General features: G+C 60.4%; 22 protein-coding genes and 1 pseudogene. 16 read left to right on the forward strand and 7 right to left on the reverse strand.

Translation table 11 applies throughout. The features are described 5' to 3' along the window. Positions 1-34 precede the first annotated feature (34 nt). The 3 genes from ACZ1HA_RS14135 to folK all read right to left on the reverse strand — a co-directional run bounded on the left by ACZ1HA_RS14135 (position 35) and on the right by folK (position 3264). Positions 35-2194 carry a RelA/SpoT family protein gene (locus tag ACZ1HA_RS14135; protein ID WP_472714318.1) on the reverse strand — a complete coding sequence of 720 codons (2160 nt, stop codon included), beginning with the start codon at positions 2192-2194 and terminating at the stop codon, positions 35-37. Between the two features lie 33 nt (positions 2195-2227). Then, entirely contained in the window at positions 2228-2581 is a 354-nt protein-coding gene (rpoZ, locus tag ACZ1HA_RS14140) for a DNA-directed RNA polymerase subunit omega (RefSeq protein ID WP_169639358.1), read from the reverse strand. 71 nt (positions 2582-2652) lie between these two features. Beyond that, a complete protein-coding gene (folK, locus tag ACZ1HA_RS14145) occupies positions 2653-3264 on the reverse strand; it encodes a 2-amino-4-hydroxy-6-hydroxymethyldihydropteridine diphosphokinase (RefSeq protein WP_472714319.1) in 612 nt (203 codons plus the stop codon). 97 nt (positions 3265-3361) lie between these two features. Here folK and ACZ1HA_RS14150 point away from each other — a divergent pair, with 97 nt between their 5' ends. The 7 genes and pseudogenes from ACZ1HA_RS14150 to ACZ1HA_RS14180 all read left to right on the forward strand — a co-directional run bounded on the left by ACZ1HA_RS14150 (position 3362) and on the right by ACZ1HA_RS14180 (position 7665). Further along, complete coding sequence (locus tag ACZ1HA_RS14150; protein WP_298844286.1) at positions 3362-3916, forward strand: LabA-like NYN domain-containing protein; 555 nt, start codon at positions 3362-3364, stop codon at positions 3914-3916. Positions 3917-3993: 77 nt separating this feature from the next. After that, positions 3994-4944 carry a 4-hydroxy-3-methylbut-2-enyl diphosphate reductase gene (gene ispH, locus ACZ1HA_RS14155; protein WP_472714320.1) on the forward strand — a complete coding sequence of 317 codons (951 nt, stop codon included), beginning with the start codon at positions 3994-3996 and terminating at the stop codon, positions 4942-4944. A 7-nt stretch (positions 4945-4951) separates the two neighbouring features. Beyond that, a complete protein-coding gene (locus tag ACZ1HA_RS14160; protein ID WP_472714321.1) occupies positions 4952-5518 on the forward strand; it encodes a P-loop nucleotide/nucleoside kinase family protein in 567 nt (188 codons plus the stop codon). A gap of 40 nt (positions 5519-5558) precedes the next feature. After that, the gene (locus ACZ1HA_RS14165) at positions 5559-6011 is read left to right on the forward strand and encodes a DUF3429 domain-containing protein (protein ID WP_472714322.1); all 453 of its coding nucleotides are present in this window, start codon (positions 5559-5561) and stop codon (positions 6009-6011) included. Then, positions 6008-6601 (forward strand): class I SAM-dependent methyltransferase, encoded by a 594-nt coding sequence (locus ACZ1HA_RS14170; protein WP_472714323.1) that lies wholly within the window; start codon positions 6008-6010, stop codon positions 6599-6601. The genes ACZ1HA_RS14165 and ACZ1HA_RS14170 overlap by 4 nt, the downstream gene beginning before the upstream one ends. After that, positions 6594-7045: pseudogene (gene rnhA / locus ACZ1HA_RS14175) on the forward strand (ribonuclease HI). Before ACZ1HA_RS14170 ends, rnhA begins: the two are co-directional and overlap by 8 nt. Then, the gene (locus tag ACZ1HA_RS14180) at positions 7042-7665 is read left to right on the forward strand and encodes a trimeric intracellular cation channel family protein (protein WP_472714324.1); all 624 of its coding nucleotides are present in this window, start codon (positions 7042-7044) and stop codon (positions 7663-7665) included. Before rnhA ends, ACZ1HA_RS14180 begins: the two are co-directional and overlap by 4 nt. Before the next feature lie 2 nt (positions 7666-7667). On the opposite strand, the gene ACZ1HA_RS14185 is transcribed toward ACZ1HA_RS14180, so the two are convergent. From ACZ1HA_RS14185 to ACZ1HA_RS14195, 3 genes are read right to left on the reverse strand one after another with little or no spacing between them, the layout of a single operon-like run. Further along, the gene (locus tag ACZ1HA_RS14185; protein ID WP_472714325.1) at positions 7668-8693 is read right to left on the reverse strand and encodes an ABC transporter substrate-binding protein; all 1026 of its coding nucleotides are present in this window, start codon (positions 8691-8693) and stop codon (positions 7668-7670) included. Beyond that, a complete protein-coding gene (locus tag ACZ1HA_RS14190; protein WP_472714326.1) occupies positions 8663-10039 on the reverse strand; it encodes a sensor histidine kinase N-terminal domain-containing protein in 1377 nt (458 codons plus the stop codon). Before ACZ1HA_RS14190 ends, ACZ1HA_RS14185 begins: the two co-directional genes overlap by 31 nt. Beyond that, positions 10036-10704 (reverse strand): response regulator transcription factor, encoded by a 669-nt coding sequence (locus ACZ1HA_RS14195; RefSeq protein WP_472714327.1) that lies wholly within the window; start codon positions 10702-10704, stop codon positions 10036-10038. Before ACZ1HA_RS14195 ends, ACZ1HA_RS14190 begins: the two co-directional genes overlap by 4 nt. Positions 10705-10806: 102 nt before the next feature. Between ACZ1HA_RS14195 and ACZ1HA_RS14200 the strand changes: the two genes are divergently transcribed. The 7 genes from ACZ1HA_RS14200 (at position 10807) to ACZ1HA_RS14230 (ending at position 16237) form a co-directional block, all read left to right on the forward strand. Next, positions 10807-11775 carry a Bug family tripartite tricarboxylate transporter substrate binding protein gene (locus ACZ1HA_RS14200; RefSeq protein ID WP_375229926.1) on the forward strand — a complete coding sequence of 323 codons (969 nt, stop codon included), beginning with the start codon at positions 10807-10809 and terminating at the stop codon, positions 11773-11775. Continuing rightward, the gene (locus ACZ1HA_RS14205; RefSeq protein ID WP_375229925.1) at positions 11775-12266 is read left to right on the forward strand and encodes a tripartite tricarboxylate transporter TctB family protein; all 492 of its coding nucleotides are present in this window, start codon (positions 11775-11777) and stop codon (positions 12264-12266) included. The genes ACZ1HA_RS14200 and ACZ1HA_RS14205 overlap by 1 nt, the downstream gene beginning before the upstream one ends. Position 12267: 1 nt before the next feature. Further along, positions 12268-13773: a tripartite tricarboxylate transporter permease gene (locus ACZ1HA_RS14210; protein ID WP_375229924.1), complete on the forward strand. Its 1506-nt coding sequence runs from the start codon at positions 12268-12270 to the stop codon at positions 13771-13773. Continuing rightward, entirely contained in the window at positions 13773-14330 is a 558-nt protein-coding gene (locus tag ACZ1HA_RS14215; RefSeq protein WP_472714328.1) for a hypothetical protein, read from the forward strand. The genes ACZ1HA_RS14210 and ACZ1HA_RS14215 overlap by 1 nt, the downstream gene beginning before the upstream one ends. Further along, the gene (locus ACZ1HA_RS14220; RefSeq protein ID WP_472714329.1) at positions 14222-15127 is read left to right on the forward strand and encodes an acyclic terpene utilization AtuA family protein; all 906 of its coding nucleotides are present in this window, start codon (positions 14222-14224) and stop codon (positions 15125-15127) included. Before ACZ1HA_RS14215 ends, ACZ1HA_RS14220 begins: the two co-directional genes overlap by 109 nt. After that, on the forward strand, positions 15120-15419 hold the full coding sequence (locus tag ACZ1HA_RS14225) for a DUF4387 family protein (protein ID WP_375229921.1): 300 nt from the start codon (positions 15120-15122) through the stop codon (positions 15417-15419). The genes ACZ1HA_RS14220 and ACZ1HA_RS14225 overlap by 8 nt, the downstream gene beginning before the upstream one ends. A gap of 125 nt (positions 15420-15544) precedes the next feature. Next, positions 15545-16237: a D-lyxose/D-mannose family sugar isomerase gene (locus ACZ1HA_RS14230; RefSeq protein ID WP_472714330.1), complete on the forward strand. Its 693-nt coding sequence runs from the start codon at positions 15545-15547 to the stop codon at positions 16235-16237. On the opposite strand, the gene ACZ1HA_RS14235 is transcribed toward ACZ1HA_RS14230, so the two are convergent. Continuing rightward, the gene (locus ACZ1HA_RS14235) at positions 16205-17155 is read right to left on the reverse strand and encodes a UTP--glucose-1-phosphate uridylyltransferase (protein ID WP_472714331.1); all 951 of its coding nucleotides are present in this window, start codon (positions 17153-17155) and stop codon (positions 16205-16207) included. The two genes, ACZ1HA_RS14230 and ACZ1HA_RS14235, sit on opposite strands and share 33 nt — an antisense overlap. Before the next feature lie 306 nt (positions 17156-17461). Between ACZ1HA_RS14235 and ACZ1HA_RS14240 the strand changes: the two genes are divergently transcribed. Further along, positions 17462-18604 carry an NAD(P)H-dependent glycerol-3-phosphate dehydrogenase gene (locus ACZ1HA_RS14240; RefSeq protein WP_472714332.1) on the forward strand — a complete coding sequence of 381 codons (1143 nt, stop codon included), beginning with the start codon at positions 17462-17464 and terminating at the stop codon, positions 18602-18604. Further along, the gene (locus tag ACZ1HA_RS14245) at positions 18601-19377 is read left to right on the forward strand and encodes an HAD family hydrolase (protein ID WP_472714333.1); all 777 of its coding nucleotides are present in this window, start codon (positions 18601-18603) and stop codon (positions 19375-19377) included. Before ACZ1HA_RS14240 ends, ACZ1HA_RS14245 begins: the two co-directional genes overlap by 4 nt. Positions 19378-19386: the final 9 nt, after the last annotated feature.

Raw genomic sequence — 19386 nt, forward strand, 5'->3', positions numbered from 1 at the left:
GTAAATATGACTACCAGATGACCGGGTTGCGACATCAGCCGGGAGTTTCTGTTTGCGGCTGCGACATATTGCGCGACCGGGTAACGTCGGCCACGTCGCTTTCGGCCTCCAGCGTGAGCATCAGCGAGTGCAGATGCGCCACATCCCGAAGTTCGACATAGATCAGCAGTTTGAAAAAGTCAGGTTTACGGTCAACAAACTGCAGATCAGAGATATTCGCGCGGGTCTCTCCGATCAATGTGCAGATGCGTCCCAGTGTGCCCGCGTCATTGTTCAGCGTGACCTCAAGCGTCGCACCGTACACCGCCGGATGGCTGCCCTCGTGCCAGCGCAGGTCCAGCCAGCGTTCAGGCTGGTCCTCGTAGGCGCCGAGGCGGTCACAGTCGATGGCGTGCACCACCACGCCGCGCCCCTTGAACGTAATCCCGACAATCCGTTCACCCGGCAGCGGCTGGCAGCAGAACGCCCGGTCGAATGACTGGTCCGGCGACAGGCCGATTACAGCGCGGCTGGCGTCAACCTTTTCACCCTTTTTGGGCGTCAGGTCAGGATAGACGGCCTGTACGGCTTCGCGACCGGTGATTTCGGCGCTGCCAAGGCGCGCCAGCAGATCATCCCGGTTTTTCAGGCGCATATTCCGGGCAGCCGTCGACAATGCCTTGTCCGTCGCTTTGCGGCCGACATGTTCGAAAGCAGAGCGCGCAAGTTCCCGGCCGAGTTTCACAAACCGCGCCCGGTCTTCCTCACGCAGGGATTTGCGGATGGCGGCCCGTGCCTTACCGGTCGTGGCAATATCCAGCCACGTCGCCTGAGGGCTTTGGCCCTCAGCGGTGATCACCTCGACGTTCTGACCGTTCTTGAGACGCGTCCAGAGAGGCACGCGCATATGGTCAACCTTGGCCCCGACGCAGGCCATGCCGATCCGGGTGTGGATGGCAAAGGCGAAATCAATCGGCGTCGCACCCCGGGGCAGTTTGACGACCTCGCCCTTGGGCGTGAAGCAGAAGACCTGGTCCGAATACATCTCCAGCTTCACGGCTTCGAGAAAATCCTGGTGGTCCTCTTCCGCGTCGAACTGTTCCGTCAGCGTCGTGATCCATTTCGCCGGGTCGACAGCAAAAGGGTTCTGACTGCGCACGCCGTCACGATAGGACCAGTGCGCCGCAACGCCAGTCTCGGCCACGTCGTGCATCTGGCTGGTGCGGATCTGCACTTCGACACGTTTGCCATCTCTGCCGGAAACAGTTGTGTGGATAGAGCGGTAGCCGTTTGATTTCGGCTGACTGATGTAATCCTTGAACCGCCCGGGCACGGCGCGCCAGCGCTGGTGAATGGCACCCAGCGTCCGGTAACAGTCTTCTTCCGACGCTGTGATGATCCGGAATCCGTAGATGTCCGACAGACGCGAGAAGGTCTGTTCCTTTTCCTGCATCTTCCGCCAGATGGAATACGGCTTTTTGGCACGGCCGAAGACCTCCGCCTCGACACCCGCCTTGTCGAGTTCGAGGCGCATATCACCGGTGATGCGCTGGATCACATCGCCGGTCTCACGCTGCAGGTTGATAAATCGCCGGATGATACTGGCGCGGCCTTCAGGATTGAGCACCCGGAACGCCAGATCCTCCAGCTCCTCGCGCATCCACTGCATACCCATCCGGCCAGCCAGTGGCGCGAAGATCTCCATCGTTTCGCGAGCCTTCTGCGCCTGCTTTTCCGGGCGCATCGCCTTGATCGTGCGCATATTGTGCAGCCGGTCGCTGAGCTTCACCAGAATGACCCGCAAATCCTTGGACATCGCCATGAAGAGTTTGCGGAAATTCTCCGCCTGTTTGGTCTCTGTGGAGTTCAGCTGCAGGTTCGTCAGCTTGGTGACACCGTCGACAAGTTCGGCGACTTCTTTGCCAAACCGCGTCTCAACCTCGGAATAGGAAGCCTTGGTGTCTTCGATTGTGTCGTGCAGCAATGCCGTGATGATCGTTGCATCATCCAGCTGTTGCTCTGTCAGGATTGCCGCAACGGCCACCGGATGGGTGAAATAGGGTTCACCCGAATGGCGGTACTGACCCTCATGCATATCGCGGCCATAATCATAGGCCGCGCGGATCAGGTCAGCGTTGGTGCGTGGATTGTATTTTGCGACAAGCGCGATCAGATCGTCGGCAGTGATGTCCGGAACTTCGACCGTCGTTGCCATGCCATGTCTTCCTCAGGCAGGCGAAGGGCCCTGTCAGCCCTGCCCCTGTGCCGCCATCAGCTGGCGGAGCAGCATCTCTTCGGACATGCTGTCTTCTTCCGGCTTGTCCTGTTCGGCTCCCATCAGAAGCGCCATTGCGTCTTCTTCCGGCTCGTCCACCTCGATCTGGTTCTGGTTGCTCTCGATCAGGCGTTCCCGAAGCTCTTCCGCGCTCTGGGTTTCATCCGCAATCTCACGCAGTGATACGACCGGATTCTTGTCGTTGTCGCGGTTCACCGTGATCGCGGCACCCGAAGAAATCTCGCGTGCGCGGTGCGCGGCCAGCATAACCAGTTCAAAACGGTTCGGGACTTTATCGACGCAATCTTCAACTGTGACGCGGGCCATGGGATTCTCCGTGCGGAAAAAGGATGTCAGAAGTGCGCTATTTAGGGCGGATCAGCCAGGTTTACAAGCGCCTATTCTATTGGCCTGACCTCTCCCCGGTCGCTTTCCGGCAAAGCATCCAGCATCTGGGAAACGCTTCTGCCCAGCACCGGATGTACCCAGTCCGGTGCGACATCCGCCAGCGGGACGAGAACAAAGGCACGCTCCTGCAGCCGGGGATGGGGCAGGATGAGCGTATCCGGTGTTGTAGACATCTGGGCCTCGAGGCTCATCCGGCGCCACGTTTTGTGGGTCTGCGCGTCCGGCAGCACAATTTCATCCATCGCAATGAGATCCAGATCGAGGGTCCGGGGCGCCCACCGTTCGCGACGCTCCCGACCCATTGCAGCCTCGACGCTGTGCAGCAGACGCAGGAACTCCTGCGGCCCAAAATCGGTTTCGACCGCAAGAGCAGCATTCACGAAATCGGGTCCGTTCCCGGGTGGAAAAGCCGGTGTCCGATAGTAGCGGCTGACGGCGCGAATCACCGTTCTGTCCGTTTGGACAGCCGTTATACCCTTTCGGATAGTTTCCCTTGCGTCACCTGATACCGATGGATAGTTTGACCCTACGGCGACCAGGGCAACTGACCGGAATTGAGGCAGCTTTCCGCCTGTTATTATGGGTTTGCGCCCTTGCGACACCTGGAAAATCCCCTATTTTGCCCCTCAAACGGACCGCACAATAATTACGCCAAAAGGTTCAGAGTACCAGCGTCCGGTACCATCGGAAGGACTGACCATGTTTTACAAGGACGAGCGTCTTGCTCTGTTCATAGACGGCTCGAACCTGTACGCCGCCGCAAAAGCGCTTGGGTTTGACATCGATTACAAACTGCTCCGGCAGGAATTCATGCGCCGCGGGAAACTTCTCCGCGCATTTTATTACACAGCGCTTCTGGAGAACGACGAATACTCTCCGATCCGCCCCCTGGTGGACTGGCTGAACTACAACGGCTTCACCATGGTGACAAAACCCGCGCGTGAATACACAGACAGCATGGGCCGCCGTAAGGTCAAAGGTAACATGGACATCGAACTTACCGTCGACGCCATGGAACTCGCACCACGCGTTGATCACATCGTGCTGTTTTCCGGCGACGGCGATTTCCGGCCGCTGGTGGAAAGTCTGCAACGCTCCGGCGTGCGCGTGTCGGTCGTCTCGACCATCCGCAGCCAGCCGCCGATGATCTCTGATGAGCTCCGGCGTCAGGCGGACAACTTCATCGAGCTGGATGAGCTGAAGGACGTCATCGGACGCCCGCCGCGGGATTTCGCCGAAGCCAGCAACGGCTGACGGGCCTTAGGGGCAACGCGGCTCTGGACGCTGCGCTGCCAAAGGCTTAACTCTGGGTGTGACAACCGGAGACTGTCATGACCAGACCGCCCCTCACTCTCTATCTTGCAGCGCCGCGCGGTTTCTGTGCGGGCGTCGACCGCGCCATAAAGATCGTCGAAATGGCGCTCGAGAAATGGGGTGCGCCGATCTATGTGCGCCATGAAATCGTACACAATAAATTTGTGGTCGACGGACTTCGGGACAAAGGCGCGGTCTTCGTTGAAGAGCTGTCTGAATGTCCTGACGACCGCCCGGTGATCTTTTCCGCACATGGTGTGCCGAAATCTGTCCCTCAGGCAGCACAGGCCCGCGAGATGGTCTATGTCGATGCGACCTGCCCGCTGGTGAGCAAAGTGCACATCGAAGCGCAGCGCCACGCTGACAACGGGTTGCAGATGGTCATGATCGGCCACGCGGGTCATCCGGAAACTGTGGGGACCATGGGGCAGCTGCCCGACGGCGAGGTCATTCTTGTCGAAACGCCTGAAGACGTTCAGAAAATTTCTGTGAGGGATCCCGAACGCCTTGCCTATGTGACGCAGACGACGCTGAGCGTCGACGACACTGCAGATGTGGTTGCCGCGCTTCAGGCACGTTTTCCCGCCATCGTCGGACCGCACAAGGAAGACATCTGCTATGCGACCACGAACCGCCAGGAGGCGGTCAAGGCCATGGCCCCGAAATGCGATGCTATGCTGGTCGTGGGGGCGCCGAATTCCTCCAATTCCAAGCGCCTCGTTGAGGTTGGTGCGCGTGCTGGCTGTGACTATGCACAGCTCGTTCAGCGCGCGGATGACATCGACTGGCGCGCGTTGGAAGGTATCCGCTCGGTCGGAATCACAGCCGGTGCGTCGGCCCCTGAAGTGCTGATCAACGAAGTGATCGACGCTTTCTGCGACCGGTACAATGTAACACGCGAACTGGTTGAAACCGCCGTGGAAAACGTGGAGTTCAAAGTACCCCGCGTCCTGCGCGAACCTGCGTGACCCGGCGATGGACCTGATTTTCCTGCACGGTCCTCCCGCAGTTGGCAAACGCACCATCGCACACAGGCTGGCAGAGCTTCTGCCTGCCAGAGTGCTTGAAAACCACGACAGCATTGATGTCGCCAGGACCGTACTCGACTTCGGCGCGCCCGGTTTCTGGGATCTGGTCGGCGAGCTACGGATGTCTCTTCTTCGTGCGGCGGCCCGCTCGGAGGCGGCCTTTGTTGTGACCACCGCCTGTTACGTGCATCCGGACGATCTGCCCATCGTCGAGGAATGGGAGGCCATTCTGACAAACGAGGGCGGAAGGCTGGTTCCCGTATTTCTGCATTGTGCAACGGACCTGCTGTTTGAACGAGTGGGCGGGGCAGACAGGCAGGCGCGCGGCAAGCTGACATCACTTGACGGTCTGCAAAGCCACCTCGACCGCAATGACTATTGCGCTGTTCCCCGCCCGGATGTCATCAGTGTGGACACAGGCCAGCATGAGCCCGGCTCGGCCGCTGAGCTGATCCGGGCACAGATTATGGACCGACGACCCGCCGCATCTGAATCCGCACCCGTTACCCTCTAACTTTTGACAGACGCATCAACCTTCATTCAGCAAAGCCACTATGACCCGCATTCCCACAGCCCCCCTGATCCTTGGCCTCGCCGGTTTGATCCCTTTTATCTGGGGGGCGCTGACCTACCTCAGCGACCCGCTGGCACAGTGGGGGCTTGATCATCTGGGGTCCCGGTTCATCGGGCCCTATGTGCAGTTGTTTTACGGCTCGGTCATTCTCTCTTTCATGTCCGGGGTGCTCTGGGGGTTTGCCACCAAAGCCAGCGGCGCGCAGGCCGCAATGGGATACACGCTGTCGGTCATTCCCGCGCTCTGGGCATTTTTCATGACAGGCGGCGGTCCGGTGACGGCCGGACTGAATCTGATCTTCGGGTTCGCCGGGCTTCTGATCCTGGATTTTGCGTTTTTCCGCTGGGGACTGACGCCCGCGTGGTGGATGAACCTGCGCGTTCTGCTGACAACAATCGTTCTGGCCTGCCTGGCCGTGGGGGTATTCCTGTGAGTGACGAAGAAACACTGAACGTCTATGCCGAAAAGGCCACTGAATACGCCAAGCTTACTCGTGACGCCAATGACCGCGACCCGCTGCTGACTGCCTTTATCGCCGACCTTCCGCCCGGAGGCCGCGTTCTGGATCTGGGGTGTGGCCCGGGCACGTCGGCTGCCGTCATGGCCAGCGCCGGTCTTGAGGCACATGCCTGGGATCCGGTGGCAGAAATGGTCGCCCTCGCAGCCGCTCAGGACAGTGTGACCGCGCGGCAGGCCGGCTTCGCCGATCTCACGGACGTGGATGCCTTCGACGGTATCTGGGCCAACTTTTCCCTGCTCCACGCAACGCGGGACGAGATGCCCGGGTATCTGTCCGGCATCGCACGCGCCCTGAAGCCGGGAGGGCGTTTTCACATCGCGCTGAAATCCGGCACCGGCAGCAAACGTGACCGGATCGGCCGGAGATATACATATTACACGGACGCCGAACTGACCCGATTGCTCGAAGAGGCCGGCATGGTGGTGACCGGCAGGTCCAGCGGTGTCGGCAAAGGCCTTGACGGATCAGAGGCTGCATGGATAAGCCTCGCCGCACATGCCTGAGCTTTTCGCATACACAGACGGTGCCTGTTCGGGCAATCCCGGCCCGGGGGCTGGGGTGCGCTGCTGCAGGCAATGGACGGCGCGACACTGGTCAAGGAACGGGAACTGAAAGGTGGCGAGCCACAGACCACCAACAACCGTATGGAACTGATGGCCGCCATCAGCGCGCTGGAAAGCCTCAGCCGTGCCAGCACGATCACCATTGTGACCGACAGCAACTACGTCAAAAACGGGATAACCAGCTGGATTCACGGGTGGAAAAAGAACGGCTGGAAGAACGCGGCTAAAAAGCCCGTCGCCAATGCCGAACTCTGGCAGCGCCTTGATGCAGCGAACCAGCAGCACAACGTCACCTGGAAATGGGTCAAAGGTCACGCCGGACATCCGGAGAATGAGCGCGCGGATGAACTGGCACGCTCCGGCATGGCCCCCTTCCGGAAATGACACTGCTCGCGCTGCTCGACTACGCTTCGGTGTTTGTCTTTGCACTCACCGGTGCGCTGGTCGCCAGCCGGCAACAGCTGGATATCGTCGGGTTTGCGTTCGTCGCCTGCCTGACGGCTGTCGGCGGCGGCACAGTGCGCGACGTTCTGCTGGACCGGAACCCGATATTCTGGATCGCCCAGCCCGCCTATATAGCGGTGGCCTGCGCTGCTGCGGTCGTCGTCTACCTGACCGCACACTTGTTCGAAAGCCGGCTTAAAACGCTGATCTGGCTGGACAGTTTCGCCCTTGCCGTGGCCGTCCCGGCAGGAACCGGTGTGGCGCTCGCACTTGAACAGCCAGCGCTGATCGTTGTCATCATGGGCACCATCACCGGATGCCTTGGCGGGTTGCTGCGGGATGTGGTTCTGAACGATGTCCCAGTGGTTTTGCGGCAGGGCGAACTTTACGTAACCGCCGCCTTCGCCGGGGCTGCAGCCGGTGTGATGACCCGAACGTTCCTTCCGGATGTGCTCCTGCCGCTGCTGATCTGTGGCGCCGTGACATGGTGTCTGCGCGCCGGTTCCCTGGCCTTTGGCTGGAGCCTGCCGGTTTACAGATCAACGCCACCGCGCAGCTGATCCTACTGCTGTTCGACCGAGCTCACCCAGCTGCGCAGAAACGTGTCGCGCCGCATGCGGTCCAGAAACACAAGCAATCCCGGCCCCAGCCGGATCGGGCGCAGAACACGCTCGTCTGTGCCAGCCAGCCCGAGGCTGACAGGCGGCAGCCCTGTCCGGGCGGCAAGCTCCGGCCGCTCAGACAGCCCTGCCAGGAAATTAATCATGAGACCCGCCTCTTCAACGGCCACGGCCTGTGTCGGGATCAGTGCCGAGCGCAGCATCACAGAGACAAAATCCTCCATCTCGACCACCCGTATGCCCGGTGTGTCGTTCACCCGCGCCCGGGCGTAAGAGCCCAGAACATTGTATGCCAGCGCCAGTTCACCGCGGGCGACATCAGTGATCATCGCCCCCGAACAGCAATAAAGGCGGGTATCAAGGCGTCCCATTACTTCGGTCAGCCGCCAGTAACTCTCGGTATTGCGCGAATCCTGCGTGGCAAAAAGATAACCCAGACCGGACGTACGCACGTCATAAGTGCCGATACGACCCCTGAAGACCTCTGCGTTGTCGCGCAAAAGCTCGATCAGACCCGCTCTGTTCTGCGGCAGCGGCAGGTCACCGAACAACCGCTCGTTCACGACCAGAACGGCAGGTTCCTGCGTGAAGGCAAAGACCATATCGCGCCAGCTTGCCCAGTCCGGCAGACGCGCTGTTGCCTCTGACTGCCAGGCCCGCGCCAGACCGTCGTTGGCAAGCTTGGTCTGCAGGTCCATGGCAGATGAAATAACCAGATCATACGTTGCGGCCTCGTCCTGTATGGCGCTCATTACTTCTGTGCTGCTGGCGACATCATAAACTATGGAAACCGCCGGGTGCTCCGCCTGAAACGCGCGGATAATGGGATCAAAGACACCCTGATCCGCTGTTGAAAGTATCCGCAACTCCGCACCCCCGGCCGGGTAGCTGTGCGTTTCCTCGATCTCAAAAGCCAGCGCCCATGCGGTTTGAAAGATCAGCAGCAGGGCAAGACAAGCGTGACGCATGCACCGGCTCCTTTCGGGTTGGGGGCGATTTCGAGGGTGCCACCGTGTGCCCGCGCCACATCCGAGACAATGGTCAGCCCCAGACCCGATCCCACGACATCGCCCACGTTCGACCCACGCGAAAAACGATCCGGCAATCGCGCAATATCATCAGCTTCGAAACCGCGGCCCTGGTCACAAAAGACCATCCGGCACTGGTCATCACCGGTCATCGACACGTGGATGTCGGTTTCCGCGGGAGAATACTTGATCGCATTGTCGAGGATATTGCGCACCGCATTCTGCAGCAGGATCGGGTCGCCCCTGACCTGTACCGGATGTGCGGGCAGGTCCAGATCGATCGCGATGTCCCTCAGATCAGCAGTCGGGCCCAGCCGGTCGACCACATCCCGCAGCAGGTCAGCCGCATCAACCACTTCGGTTTCCAGGTGATCGGACCGCAGTGTCACCATCGCGTGGTCCAGCAGTTGCCCGGCCGACCGGGAGCTTTCATCGACCGCCCGGATCATCTGGCGCAGCGCCTGGCGGTTTTCGGGTTTTTCCATCTGAAGATGCACGACCTCCGCCTGCGTACGCACCGTCGCAAGGGGTGTTCTGACACGGTGCGCGGCCTCGACGATCAGGTCCTCGGACCGGCCCAGCGCAGACCCCAGCCGCGACATAAAACTGTTCAGTCCGCCCACAAGGGGAGCAAGTTCAGCCGGGGCTTCGGCACTGACCGGGCGCAGGTCCTTGGGGCCACGGCGCGCCATCGCGTCCGCCAACCGGCTGAGAGGCCGAAGCGCGTTTTGCGCGGCCAGCGCGCTGAGTGCTGTTGCCACAAGAAAGAACGCCACCCCCACGGCCGTGGCAGTGGCCGTTATGCGTGTTGAAATAGCTTCAAGCCCAAGACGCGTCTGCGCCACCACAACTTCCACCCGGCGCGGCTGATTGGCCGCGGTCAGGGTCCGGGTCACGACAACAGCTCTCAGGCTGTCGCCCCGGTAGGAATATGTATCAAAGAACGGTGCACGGGTGCCGCTGCCCCCCTGCGGCACCGGCAGGTCCTCGTATCCGGTGAGCGTCCGCCCATCCACAATGACATGATAAAAGACGCGGTCCTCTGAGACGGTTCCCAGCATGGAAAGCGCCGAATAGGGGATTTCCACACGCACCGATCCGCTGTCGGAATAAAGCGCGTCGGCAATCGATGTGGCAGAGGCTGCGAGGATGTTGTCCTGCGTCTGCTCCGTCGCGTTGCCCGCAACTCCCCGGACCGCCAAGAAGAAGGCAACTGACAGAAGTGCTGCAACAAGGGCAAGCTGCAGTACCAGACGGCGGCGTATGGATGAGGTGCCCGCGGTCATCCGCGACGCACCATCCTGTAGCCCATACCACGTACGGTTTCGATGGTCGCACCGGACGCTGCGAGCTTGCGCCGCAGCCGCCCGACATAGACCTCGATGGCGTTCTCGGAGACTTCTTCAGAAAAGGAGAACAGGCGGTCCATCAGATGTGACTTGGAGAAAATCTGCCCGGGGGCGGCGAAGAACACTTCGAGCAGACGGGTTTCCCGGTTGCGCAGCTGCATGCTCTCGCCGCCCGCAGAAATAACTCCGCTGGTCGAATCAAACGTCAGCCCAGCGAACTCCCGGCTGTTGTCAGCTGCCCCGCCATGCCGCCGCAGTACCGCCCGCACACGCGCCTCCAGCTCGGTGAAGTCAAAGGGTTTCGTGATGTAATCATCGGCTCCGAGATCCAGCAGACCGACGCGGTCTGACACCTCCGAGCGCGCCGTCAGCACAATAACGGGGGTCGGATTGTCCGCACTCCGGTGCCGTCTCAGGAATGCGCGGCCATCCCCGTCGGGCAGCATAATATCCAGTAAAATCAAATCGTAACCAACAGTCTGTGTGGCAAGTTCCGCATCCGCAAGGCACGCGGCATGATCAACGGCATGGCCGCCCAGCGCGAAACGCCCCGAGAGCGCACGCGCCAGATCAGCGTTGTCTTCCACAAGCAAAAATCTCATCGGTTGCCGGTGTTCTTCATGCGTGACAGGTTGGTGTCAGGTTCCTACAGTCTTGTGACTACACAAGCGGGTGGAGACCCGCGTGTCAAATGGGAGGAACCAATGACAAAACGTCTCGTAGGGGCGCTCATCACGAGTGCCGTGCTCACTTTTGGCGTCGGTGGCGCCGCAACTGCGGCTGAGTGCATCGCGCCGGCAAACCCGGGCGGTGGCTGGGACTTCACCTGCCGTCAGATCGGTAAGATCATGTACGACATCGGTGCCGTCGACAAACCAGTGCAGGTCACCAACATGCCGGGTGCCGGCGGCGGTCTGGCCTTTGGCAATGTCGTCAACGAGCGCGGCGATGATGCTGACCTGATCGTTGCGGCATCGACCGCAACAACAACGCGCCTGGCGCAGAACGCCTATGCGGGTATGACCGCGGACCAGGTGCGCTTTGTGGGTGCCATCGGCGCTGACCCCGGTGTGATCGTCGTGGCGGCAGACAGCGAATACCAGTCGCTGGGAGATCTGGTGGAAGCGATCAAGGCTGATCCCGGCTCAGTTGCCTTTGCAGGTGGTTCCGCTGTTGGCGGTTTCGACCACATGAAACCACTGATGGTCCTCAAAGAGGGCGGGTTCACCGACATCACCAAAGTGAAATACATCGGCGTCGACGGTGGTGCAGATGCCATCACACAGACAGTGGGTGGCTTCACTCAGGCAATGACCGGCGACATGTCCGAAGTTGTCAGCTTCCTGGCAAACGGTGACATCCGCGTCATCGCTGTGCTGACAGATGAACGCGTTCCGGGCTTTGAGGACATCCCGACAGCCAAAGAACAGGGTTACGACGTCGTGGCCGTGAACTGGCGTGGTCTTTACGTGCCCAAGGACATCTCTGATGACCAGTTCAACACCTGGGCCGACAAGCTGCAGCAGGTAGCAGACAGCCCCGAATGGGCAAAAGCGATGGCTGACAACGGCCTCGCACCGTTCACCAAAGTGGGCGGCGACTTCCAGTCCTACATTGATGGTCTGGTGGCAGACATCGCGGGCCTCTCCAAAGAGCTGGGGGTCACTCAGTAATGGCTTCAGACCGCATTTTCGGTCTGATCACTCTGATCACGGCAGTCGCGTATATCGCGGCTGCCACTCAGATTCAGACGAACTTCTTCTCGGGCGAATTTCTGCCGAAACTGTTCCCGCTGATGATCGGCGCGGTAGCAGCGCTGTGTTCGTTGTCGATTATTTTCAAACCCGATCCGGATCCGGCGTGGCCACAAACGCCCACCTGGATATCCATGGGCGTGGCCGTGATTGTGCTGGCCGTTTACGCCGTCCTGCTCACACCTCTTGGCTTCATTCTGCCAACCATGTTTGCCGCGGGCATCCTGAGCTATCAGATCTCGCCACGCATCCGACCCGCCATCCTGTCAGGCATCGGCCTCTCACTGGGCCTGTTTGTACTGTTCAAATACGCGCTGGGGCTCGGCAACATCGTGGCATACCGCATCCCCACGGCTGCCAAACTCTGGGAAGCCATCGCCATCCTCATTCCATTCGTCGGGGGGCACTGACATGGATATTCTTGCGAACCTTGCCATTGGTTTTGGCGTAGCGCTGTCACCCTACACACTGTTTCTCGCGGTCTGCGGCTGCTTTCTGGGCACGATCATCGGTGCCCTGCCCGGGCTTGGACCATCAAATGGCGTCGCCATTCTGATCCCGATCACATTTACCCTTGGCCTTGATGCGACATCAGCGCTGGTGCTGATGACCTCGGTTTATTACGGCGCGATGTACGGCGGGCGGATTTCGTCAATTCTGCTGAACATTCCAGGCGACGAACCTGCCCTGATGACCACCCTGGACGGATACCCGATGGCCAAACAGGGCCGCGCGGGCGACGCGCTGGTGTTGTCGGGCGTCGCCTCCTTTGTGGGTGCGCTGCTGGCCACTGTCGGTCTGATGCTGCTGGCACCGTCGCTGGCACGCGTTGCCTTTCTGTTTGGCCCTGCTGAATACTTTGCACTCTATCTGCTGGCTTTCTGCACGCTGGGCGGCATGGCCTCCAACAATCAGGCGAAAGCAGCCCTGGCGGCCTGCATCGGTCTCGGTATCGCGATGATCGGCGTGGACAGCTCGTCCGGCCTGCCACGGCTCACCGGCGGCAATCTGCATCTTTACGATGGCATCGATTTTCTTGTGGCTATTGTTGGCCTCTTCGCCATCGCCGAGATTTTCTTTTTCATCGAAAGTCACGGCAAAGGCTCGTCCATCGGTGTAAAGCTGGACAGGGTCACTATCCCCTGGAGAGACATCATCGCCACCAAATGGACAATGCTGCGCGCGTCCGGCGTCGGGTTCATCGCAGGTATCCTGCCTGGTGCCGGGGCCTCGCTGGGCTCTTTCCTGGCCTACATGACCGAGAAATCTATTGCAGGACCAACGGGTGGCTTCGGCACAGGCGCCGCAAAGGGCATTGCTGCACCAGAGGCGGGCAACAACTCTGCGGCGGGCGGGGCGCTTGTCCCGATGCTCACACTGGGCGTGCCGGGCTCGGGCACGACGGCCGTACTGCTGGCGCTGCTGATGACACTGAACATCACCCCCGGCCCGACGCTCTTTTCGGAGCGGCCCGAAGTGGTCTGGGGACTGATTGCCTCGCTGCTGATCGCAAACTTTGTGCTGCTTGCGATGAACGTGCCTATGGTGAAAATCTTTGTGCGCATCCTGATGGTACCGGCCTGGGTGCTGCTACCGGGCGTCACGATGATCTCCTTCGTGGGCATCTATTCGCTTTCCGGCAGCTATTTCGATCTGTTGCTCATGATCGGTTTTGGTGTACTGGGCTATTTCCTGCGCAAACTGGATGTGCCGACCGTGCCGGTCATCCTGGGCATTCTGCTCGGTGGCAACATGGAAGACGCTCTGCGGCGCGCGATGACACTCTCGGACGGCGATCCGATGTATCTTTTCTCATCGCCTATTGCGATCGGCTTCTGGATTGCCGCAATTGCGGGGTTCGTGGCACCGATGTTCCTGCGCGGCGTGCTGAAAAAACCGGAGGCGCATAAAGACTGATGGTCAAAGTACTGGTTCCGTCGGGCGCTTTGGGCCTGAACTACGATCAGGAGGCCCTGCAGCGCGGCATCGCAGCAGGGCCCGACATCATTGCGATTGACGGCGGATCCACGGACAGCGGGCCGTCCTATCTGGGGCGCGGCGTCTCGAAATACGCCCGTTCGTCCACGCGGATCGAATGGGCTGGTCTGATGCAGGCGCGGGCAGAGGCCGGCGTGCCTCTGGTCATCGGCACTGCGGGCACCTGTGGCGCGGACAGCGCCGTGGACTGGATGCTGGATATCACCCGCGAGATTGCAGCCGAACAGGGAAATCCGGTCAGGATTGCGGTTCTGCGCAGCGGTCAGGACCCGGAATTCATCGCGTCAGAGTGGGAAGCCAACCGCATCACCCCCTGGGCAACGCCCCGGACGTTGACGCGGACCTGCTGCGCGGCTGCACCAACGTTGTGGCTCTGGCCGGGGCAGAACAGATCGCAGCGGCCCTCGAAACAGGGGCGGATATCATCATTGCAGGCCGCACCACTGACACTGCGATCCTGGCGGCATTGCCGCTGATGCGGGGATGCCACGCGGGTGGTGCCTGGCATGGTGCCAAAATCGGCGAATGCGGCGCATTGTGTGCGACGAACCCGCAGTCCGGCGTGATTATGATCGATTTCGACGAGGCTGGTTTTACCGTCACGCCTCTGGCGGATGGCGCACATGCGTCGCCGCACACGGTCTCAGCGCATATGCTCTACGAGAATTCCGATCCATTCATTCTTTATGAACCCGGCGGGCACCTTGATGTAACCGGTGCGACCTACACCAGCGTCGATGAGCGCTCGGTCCGGGTCACCGGGTCCGAATGGGTGCCGTCGGATGACTACACCGTCAAACTGGAAGGCGCGCGGGCTGTGGGCTGGCGCAGCGTGGCCATCGCGCTGTTGCGGGATCAGCATTACGTGCGGAATGCTGAGGCCTGGGCGGATGACATTGTCGCGAAATGCAGCGCCAAAGTGATGGACCGCATGGGGCTGTCGCCCGGGCAGTTCACGCTTGAGCTTCGCCTGATCGGCCATTCCGCCAGCTTTGGCACTCTGGAGAAACGCAAAGCCGATCCGGTGGAGATCGGCGTTGTTGCCATTATCACCGCACCTTCCGAGGCACAGGCCGGAGAAATCGGCAAGATGCTCAACCCTTATCTGCTGCATCACCCGCTGACGCAGGAAGAGGAACAGCCCACTTTTGCGTTCCTGTTTTCGCCGCCTGAGATGGCGCATGGAGTCGTCTACGAATTCGCCCTGAACCACGTGCTGCACCTCGATGACCCGATGAGCGCATTCCGGCTGGAGGTCCTCGACATTGGCTGAACTACGATCCCTTGTGACCAAGGTCCGCAGCAAGAATGCGGGTCCGTTCTGGCTGACCATCGACATCTTCTGTGGCTCTGCCGAAAGCTATTCACGCGTGCGGGACAGTCTGAGCGTCGGGCAGATTGCATCGGTATTCGACGCGGACACGCAGACCGTCAAACGGTTCGACATCGAAAATCTGCACGTGGTGAAATTCAGCCTGCCACGCCCCGCGGTACAGGGCGCGGTGGAAGACCGCGACATGCACGGAGCCTCCTGGGCAGCGCTGATTGGCGAGTTGGACATCTGAGTTCCTGATTTGCCGGGCGCGCATCTTGCCGAAACATGTTTCGTCGTATGACGTAGCAGAAACCGCTTTTCTGCCAGCAACAGTGGCGGTAATCACTGCGCAAAATCACCCCGGGGACCGCTGTTATGAAACGCTCTGAGATCAACTCTGTACTGCTGGAAGCCGACGCCTTTATCAGGTCGTTCGGATACAGAATGCCTGCTTTTGCCTATTGGTCGCCGGACGAGATGGTGCGCCGGCGGGATGAGATTGAGGGGATCACCGCTGCCCGCCTTGGCTGGGACATCACGGACTACGGCGCAGGCGATTTCGACAACATGGGTCTGTTTCTGTTTACCACACGCAATGGCTCGCTGGCCGAACTGCAGGCGGGTGGCGGCATGTGCTACGCGGAAAAGATCATGATCTCACGGCACAACCAGATTTCGCCCATGCACCGGCATGTTCTCAAGACAGAGGATATTATCAACCGGGGCGGCGCGACGCTGGCCATTGAAATGTTCGAAAGCGCGCCGGATGGCAGCATCGACCGGGACGCACCGGTACCGGTGGCCTGTGATGGCGTGCTGCGGAAGCTCAACGCCGGCGATGTGCTCGAACTTGCCCCGGGCGAGAGCGTCACACTGCGTCCTGGCAACTGGCATAAATTCTGGGGCGAAGGCGGTGACGTTCTGATCGGCGAGGTATCGGCGGTGAACGACGACCTGACCGACAACATCTTCGAACAGGAAATCGGTCGGTTTGCCGAGATCGATGAGGACACCGATCCCGTGCATCTTCTGGTGTCAGATTATGAAGCCCGCGGTCTGATCATCTGATCCCGCGCTTCGGGCTGCTGCGCGGTCACGCGGCCAGATAAGTGCCGCGTGCTGCGACAAGCTCTTCCAGCACTTCTTCGCATTCCGGATCTTCGGCCGCGAGGTGCAGCGTCGCGCGCAGCATTCCCGCTTTGGAACCGCAGTCGAACCGCTGACCGGAAAAGCGGAAACCTGCGAGGCCAACACGCGCCGCCCCCTGGCGATCGCATCGGTAAGCTGGATCTCTCCGCCCGCGCCCGGTTTTTGCGCAGCAAGGTCCGCAAAAACGGAGCCATCGAGAATATACCGCCCGACCACCGCATCGCAGGACGGCGCAAGGTCCGGATGCGGCTTTTCCACCATCCCGTCCGCCTGCAGCATCCGGCCATCCTGACCGGTCACGGACAATATCCCGTATTTCCGCGTTTCCGCGCGGTCGACCTGCATCGTCGCAACCATGTGGCCCGCTGCGTGCTGCTGGTACGCCTCGATCATGTCACCGATGCAGCCCGTACCCACAATCAGATCATCGGGCAGGATGACCGCAACAGGTCCGGGCAGCACATGCCCGCGCGCGCAGGCAACCGCGTGCCCAAGGCCCAATGGGTCATGCTGCATCGCGAAAACCACATCATCTGACCCCGCTGGAAAGGATGCTTCCTTCAGCTCTGCTGCAAGTTCCGGCTTGCCTCTGGCGCGCAGTTCTTTGCGCAGCCGGGCGTCATCCATGACATGGCGTTCAATCGCCGCCTTGGATGGGTGACTTACAAAAATCATCCGTTCAATACCGGCCGCCTGAGCCTCGTCGATCGCATACTGGATGAGCGGCGTATCAAGAACCGGCAGCAGTTCTTTGGGCGTTGCTTTAGTCGCCGGCAGGAGACGGGTACCAAGCCCAGCAACTGGAAAAATGGCGGTACGGACGACAGATGAACTCATGAATTTTACTCCCAACGGATTGCTGCGTTGCGGCATGATATAGGCAGGTATCCTGAAAAGTCAAAATACGACATTTCAATGTCGCTTTTTTATTATTTCGTGCCATTTTTTTCATCTTTTGCGGTGAAAATTTCGGCGCGCCAGCCCTTCAACTGCGACGAAACGGAGCAATTTGAGGTATTTTATGCACTTGCGGCATTGAAAATGCACCTTTCCCACACACCTTTTTGCGACATAAATCGTCTGTTTGCGACACGCGCCGGCACAATTGCGGGCCTGAGACCGAAGCTGAATGGGAGAAGTCTGTTGAAGTATGAGCCGGTTTCCGGAACGCCCTGTCCCTATCCTGCCCGGCAGTATCGCCGTGCTGCGGTTGTGGGTGCCGGGTCCTGGGGAACCGCTCTGGCAGCAACTCTTGCGCGTGCTGGCGTGCGCACACGTCTCTGGGGTCGCGACAGTGCCACGGTGGACAGCATAAACCGCAGGCATGAGAACGCAGCTTATCTGCCCGGTGTGCCGCTGCCTGATACCCTGCGCGCAGCGCGCCGGATGGCCGATGCGCTCTCCGAGGCCGAAGTTGTTCTGATTGTCGTACCCTCCCGCAGCATCCGGAGTGTTGCGCGCCAGGTCGCAGAGCACGCTCCTGCCGATGTACCGGTCGCGGTCTGCGCCAAGGGCATCGAGGCAGAAACCGGCCTTCTGATGACACAGGTCGCCGAGGAAGAACTGGGGCACAGACCGATCGGATGCGTTTCGGGTCCGACCTTCGCACGGGAAACAGCCCTTGGGCATCCGACGGCAGCCACAGTGGCATTTCCGTTTTCCTATGCGGACCGATTGCGCCCTGACGAAAGTCCGGCCGCGCGGCTTGCGGTTTCGCTGACCACGGAAAGCTTCCGCGCCTATGTTTCTGATGACCTGATCGGCGTCGAAATCGGTGGCGCCGTGAAAAACGTGATCGCCATCGCCTGTGGCATGATGACCGGCGCCGGATTTGCCGAAAACACGCGTGCGGCGCTGATCACACGCGGACTTGATGAAATGAAAATGCTGGCCGAGGTGCTCGGTGGCCGGCGTGAAACGGTGACAGGTCTGTCCGGTATCGGAGACCTGTCCCTTACCTGTTCCAGCACGACTTCGCGCAATATGGCGCTTGGCCAGCAACTGGGCCAGGGCATTCCGCGCGCCGGATGTTTTGAGGGACGCCCCGTCGTGGTCGAAGGCGAATTCAATGCCCGGTCGGTCACCGACCTTGCGCGCAGACTGGGCGTCACCATGCCAATCTGTGAAACCGTGCAGAAGATCCTGCACGAGGGTGCAGATCTGGGGATGGCATTCGCCAGCCTCTGGGCCCGCCCGATCGAGGCTGAACCGCGCGCAATGGACGTTGCGTTCAGCCATCCCGCGTCCGACCAGGACATCTCAACACTTGCCGAAAGGATATCATGACCCGTCACGAAACCTTCACCATGCCCGACATTGCAGACAAGGACCTCGTTCTTGCGACCGATCTCGACGGAACCTTTCTGGGAGGCTCTGAAGAGGATCGCGCCCGGTTCTATGCCTGGATCGAAAGCAACCGTGACCGCATCGGACTGATCTTTGTCACCGGCCGCGACCCGGGCTTTATCAGCGATCTGACGCGGAACAAGGGTGTCCCGCGGCCGGATTTCGTGGTGGGTGATGTGGGCACAACGGTTGCCCGTGTGGGACATGACCACGTGCTTGATCCGATTGAAGAGCTCGAGGCGGAAATCGCCGAAGCTTGGGGTGATGCCGGCCTGCGCGTCCAGGCAACCCTGTCCGGCGCGCCGGGCCTCAGACTGCAGTCAGCGGCCTTCCGGTACCGGGTGAGCTATGACATGGAGCCGGGACAGTTCAATCCGGCAGCGATCGAAAAAATCGGGGAACTCGGGCTCGATACGCTGATTTCCGACAACCGCTATTTCGACGTTCTGCCGCGTGGGGTCAGCAAAGGGCCGACCCTGTTGCGCCTGCTGGCACATCTTGGGATCCGGAACGAGCGCACACTTGTGGCCGGCGACACGCTCAATGACCTGTCGATGCTGGCCCTTGGCCTTCCGGCGGTTGCAGTCGGCAATTCAGAAGAAGCGCTCCTGCGCGAACTTGACGATCATGACCACGTCCACAAGGCGCAGGCACATGGTGTTTCGGGCATCGCCGAAGCCATCGTATCGCGCCGGATGTTTCCGGCCAGCTGAGGAGAACCC

This window comes from Roseobacter sp. S87 (genome assembly GCF_055693285.1).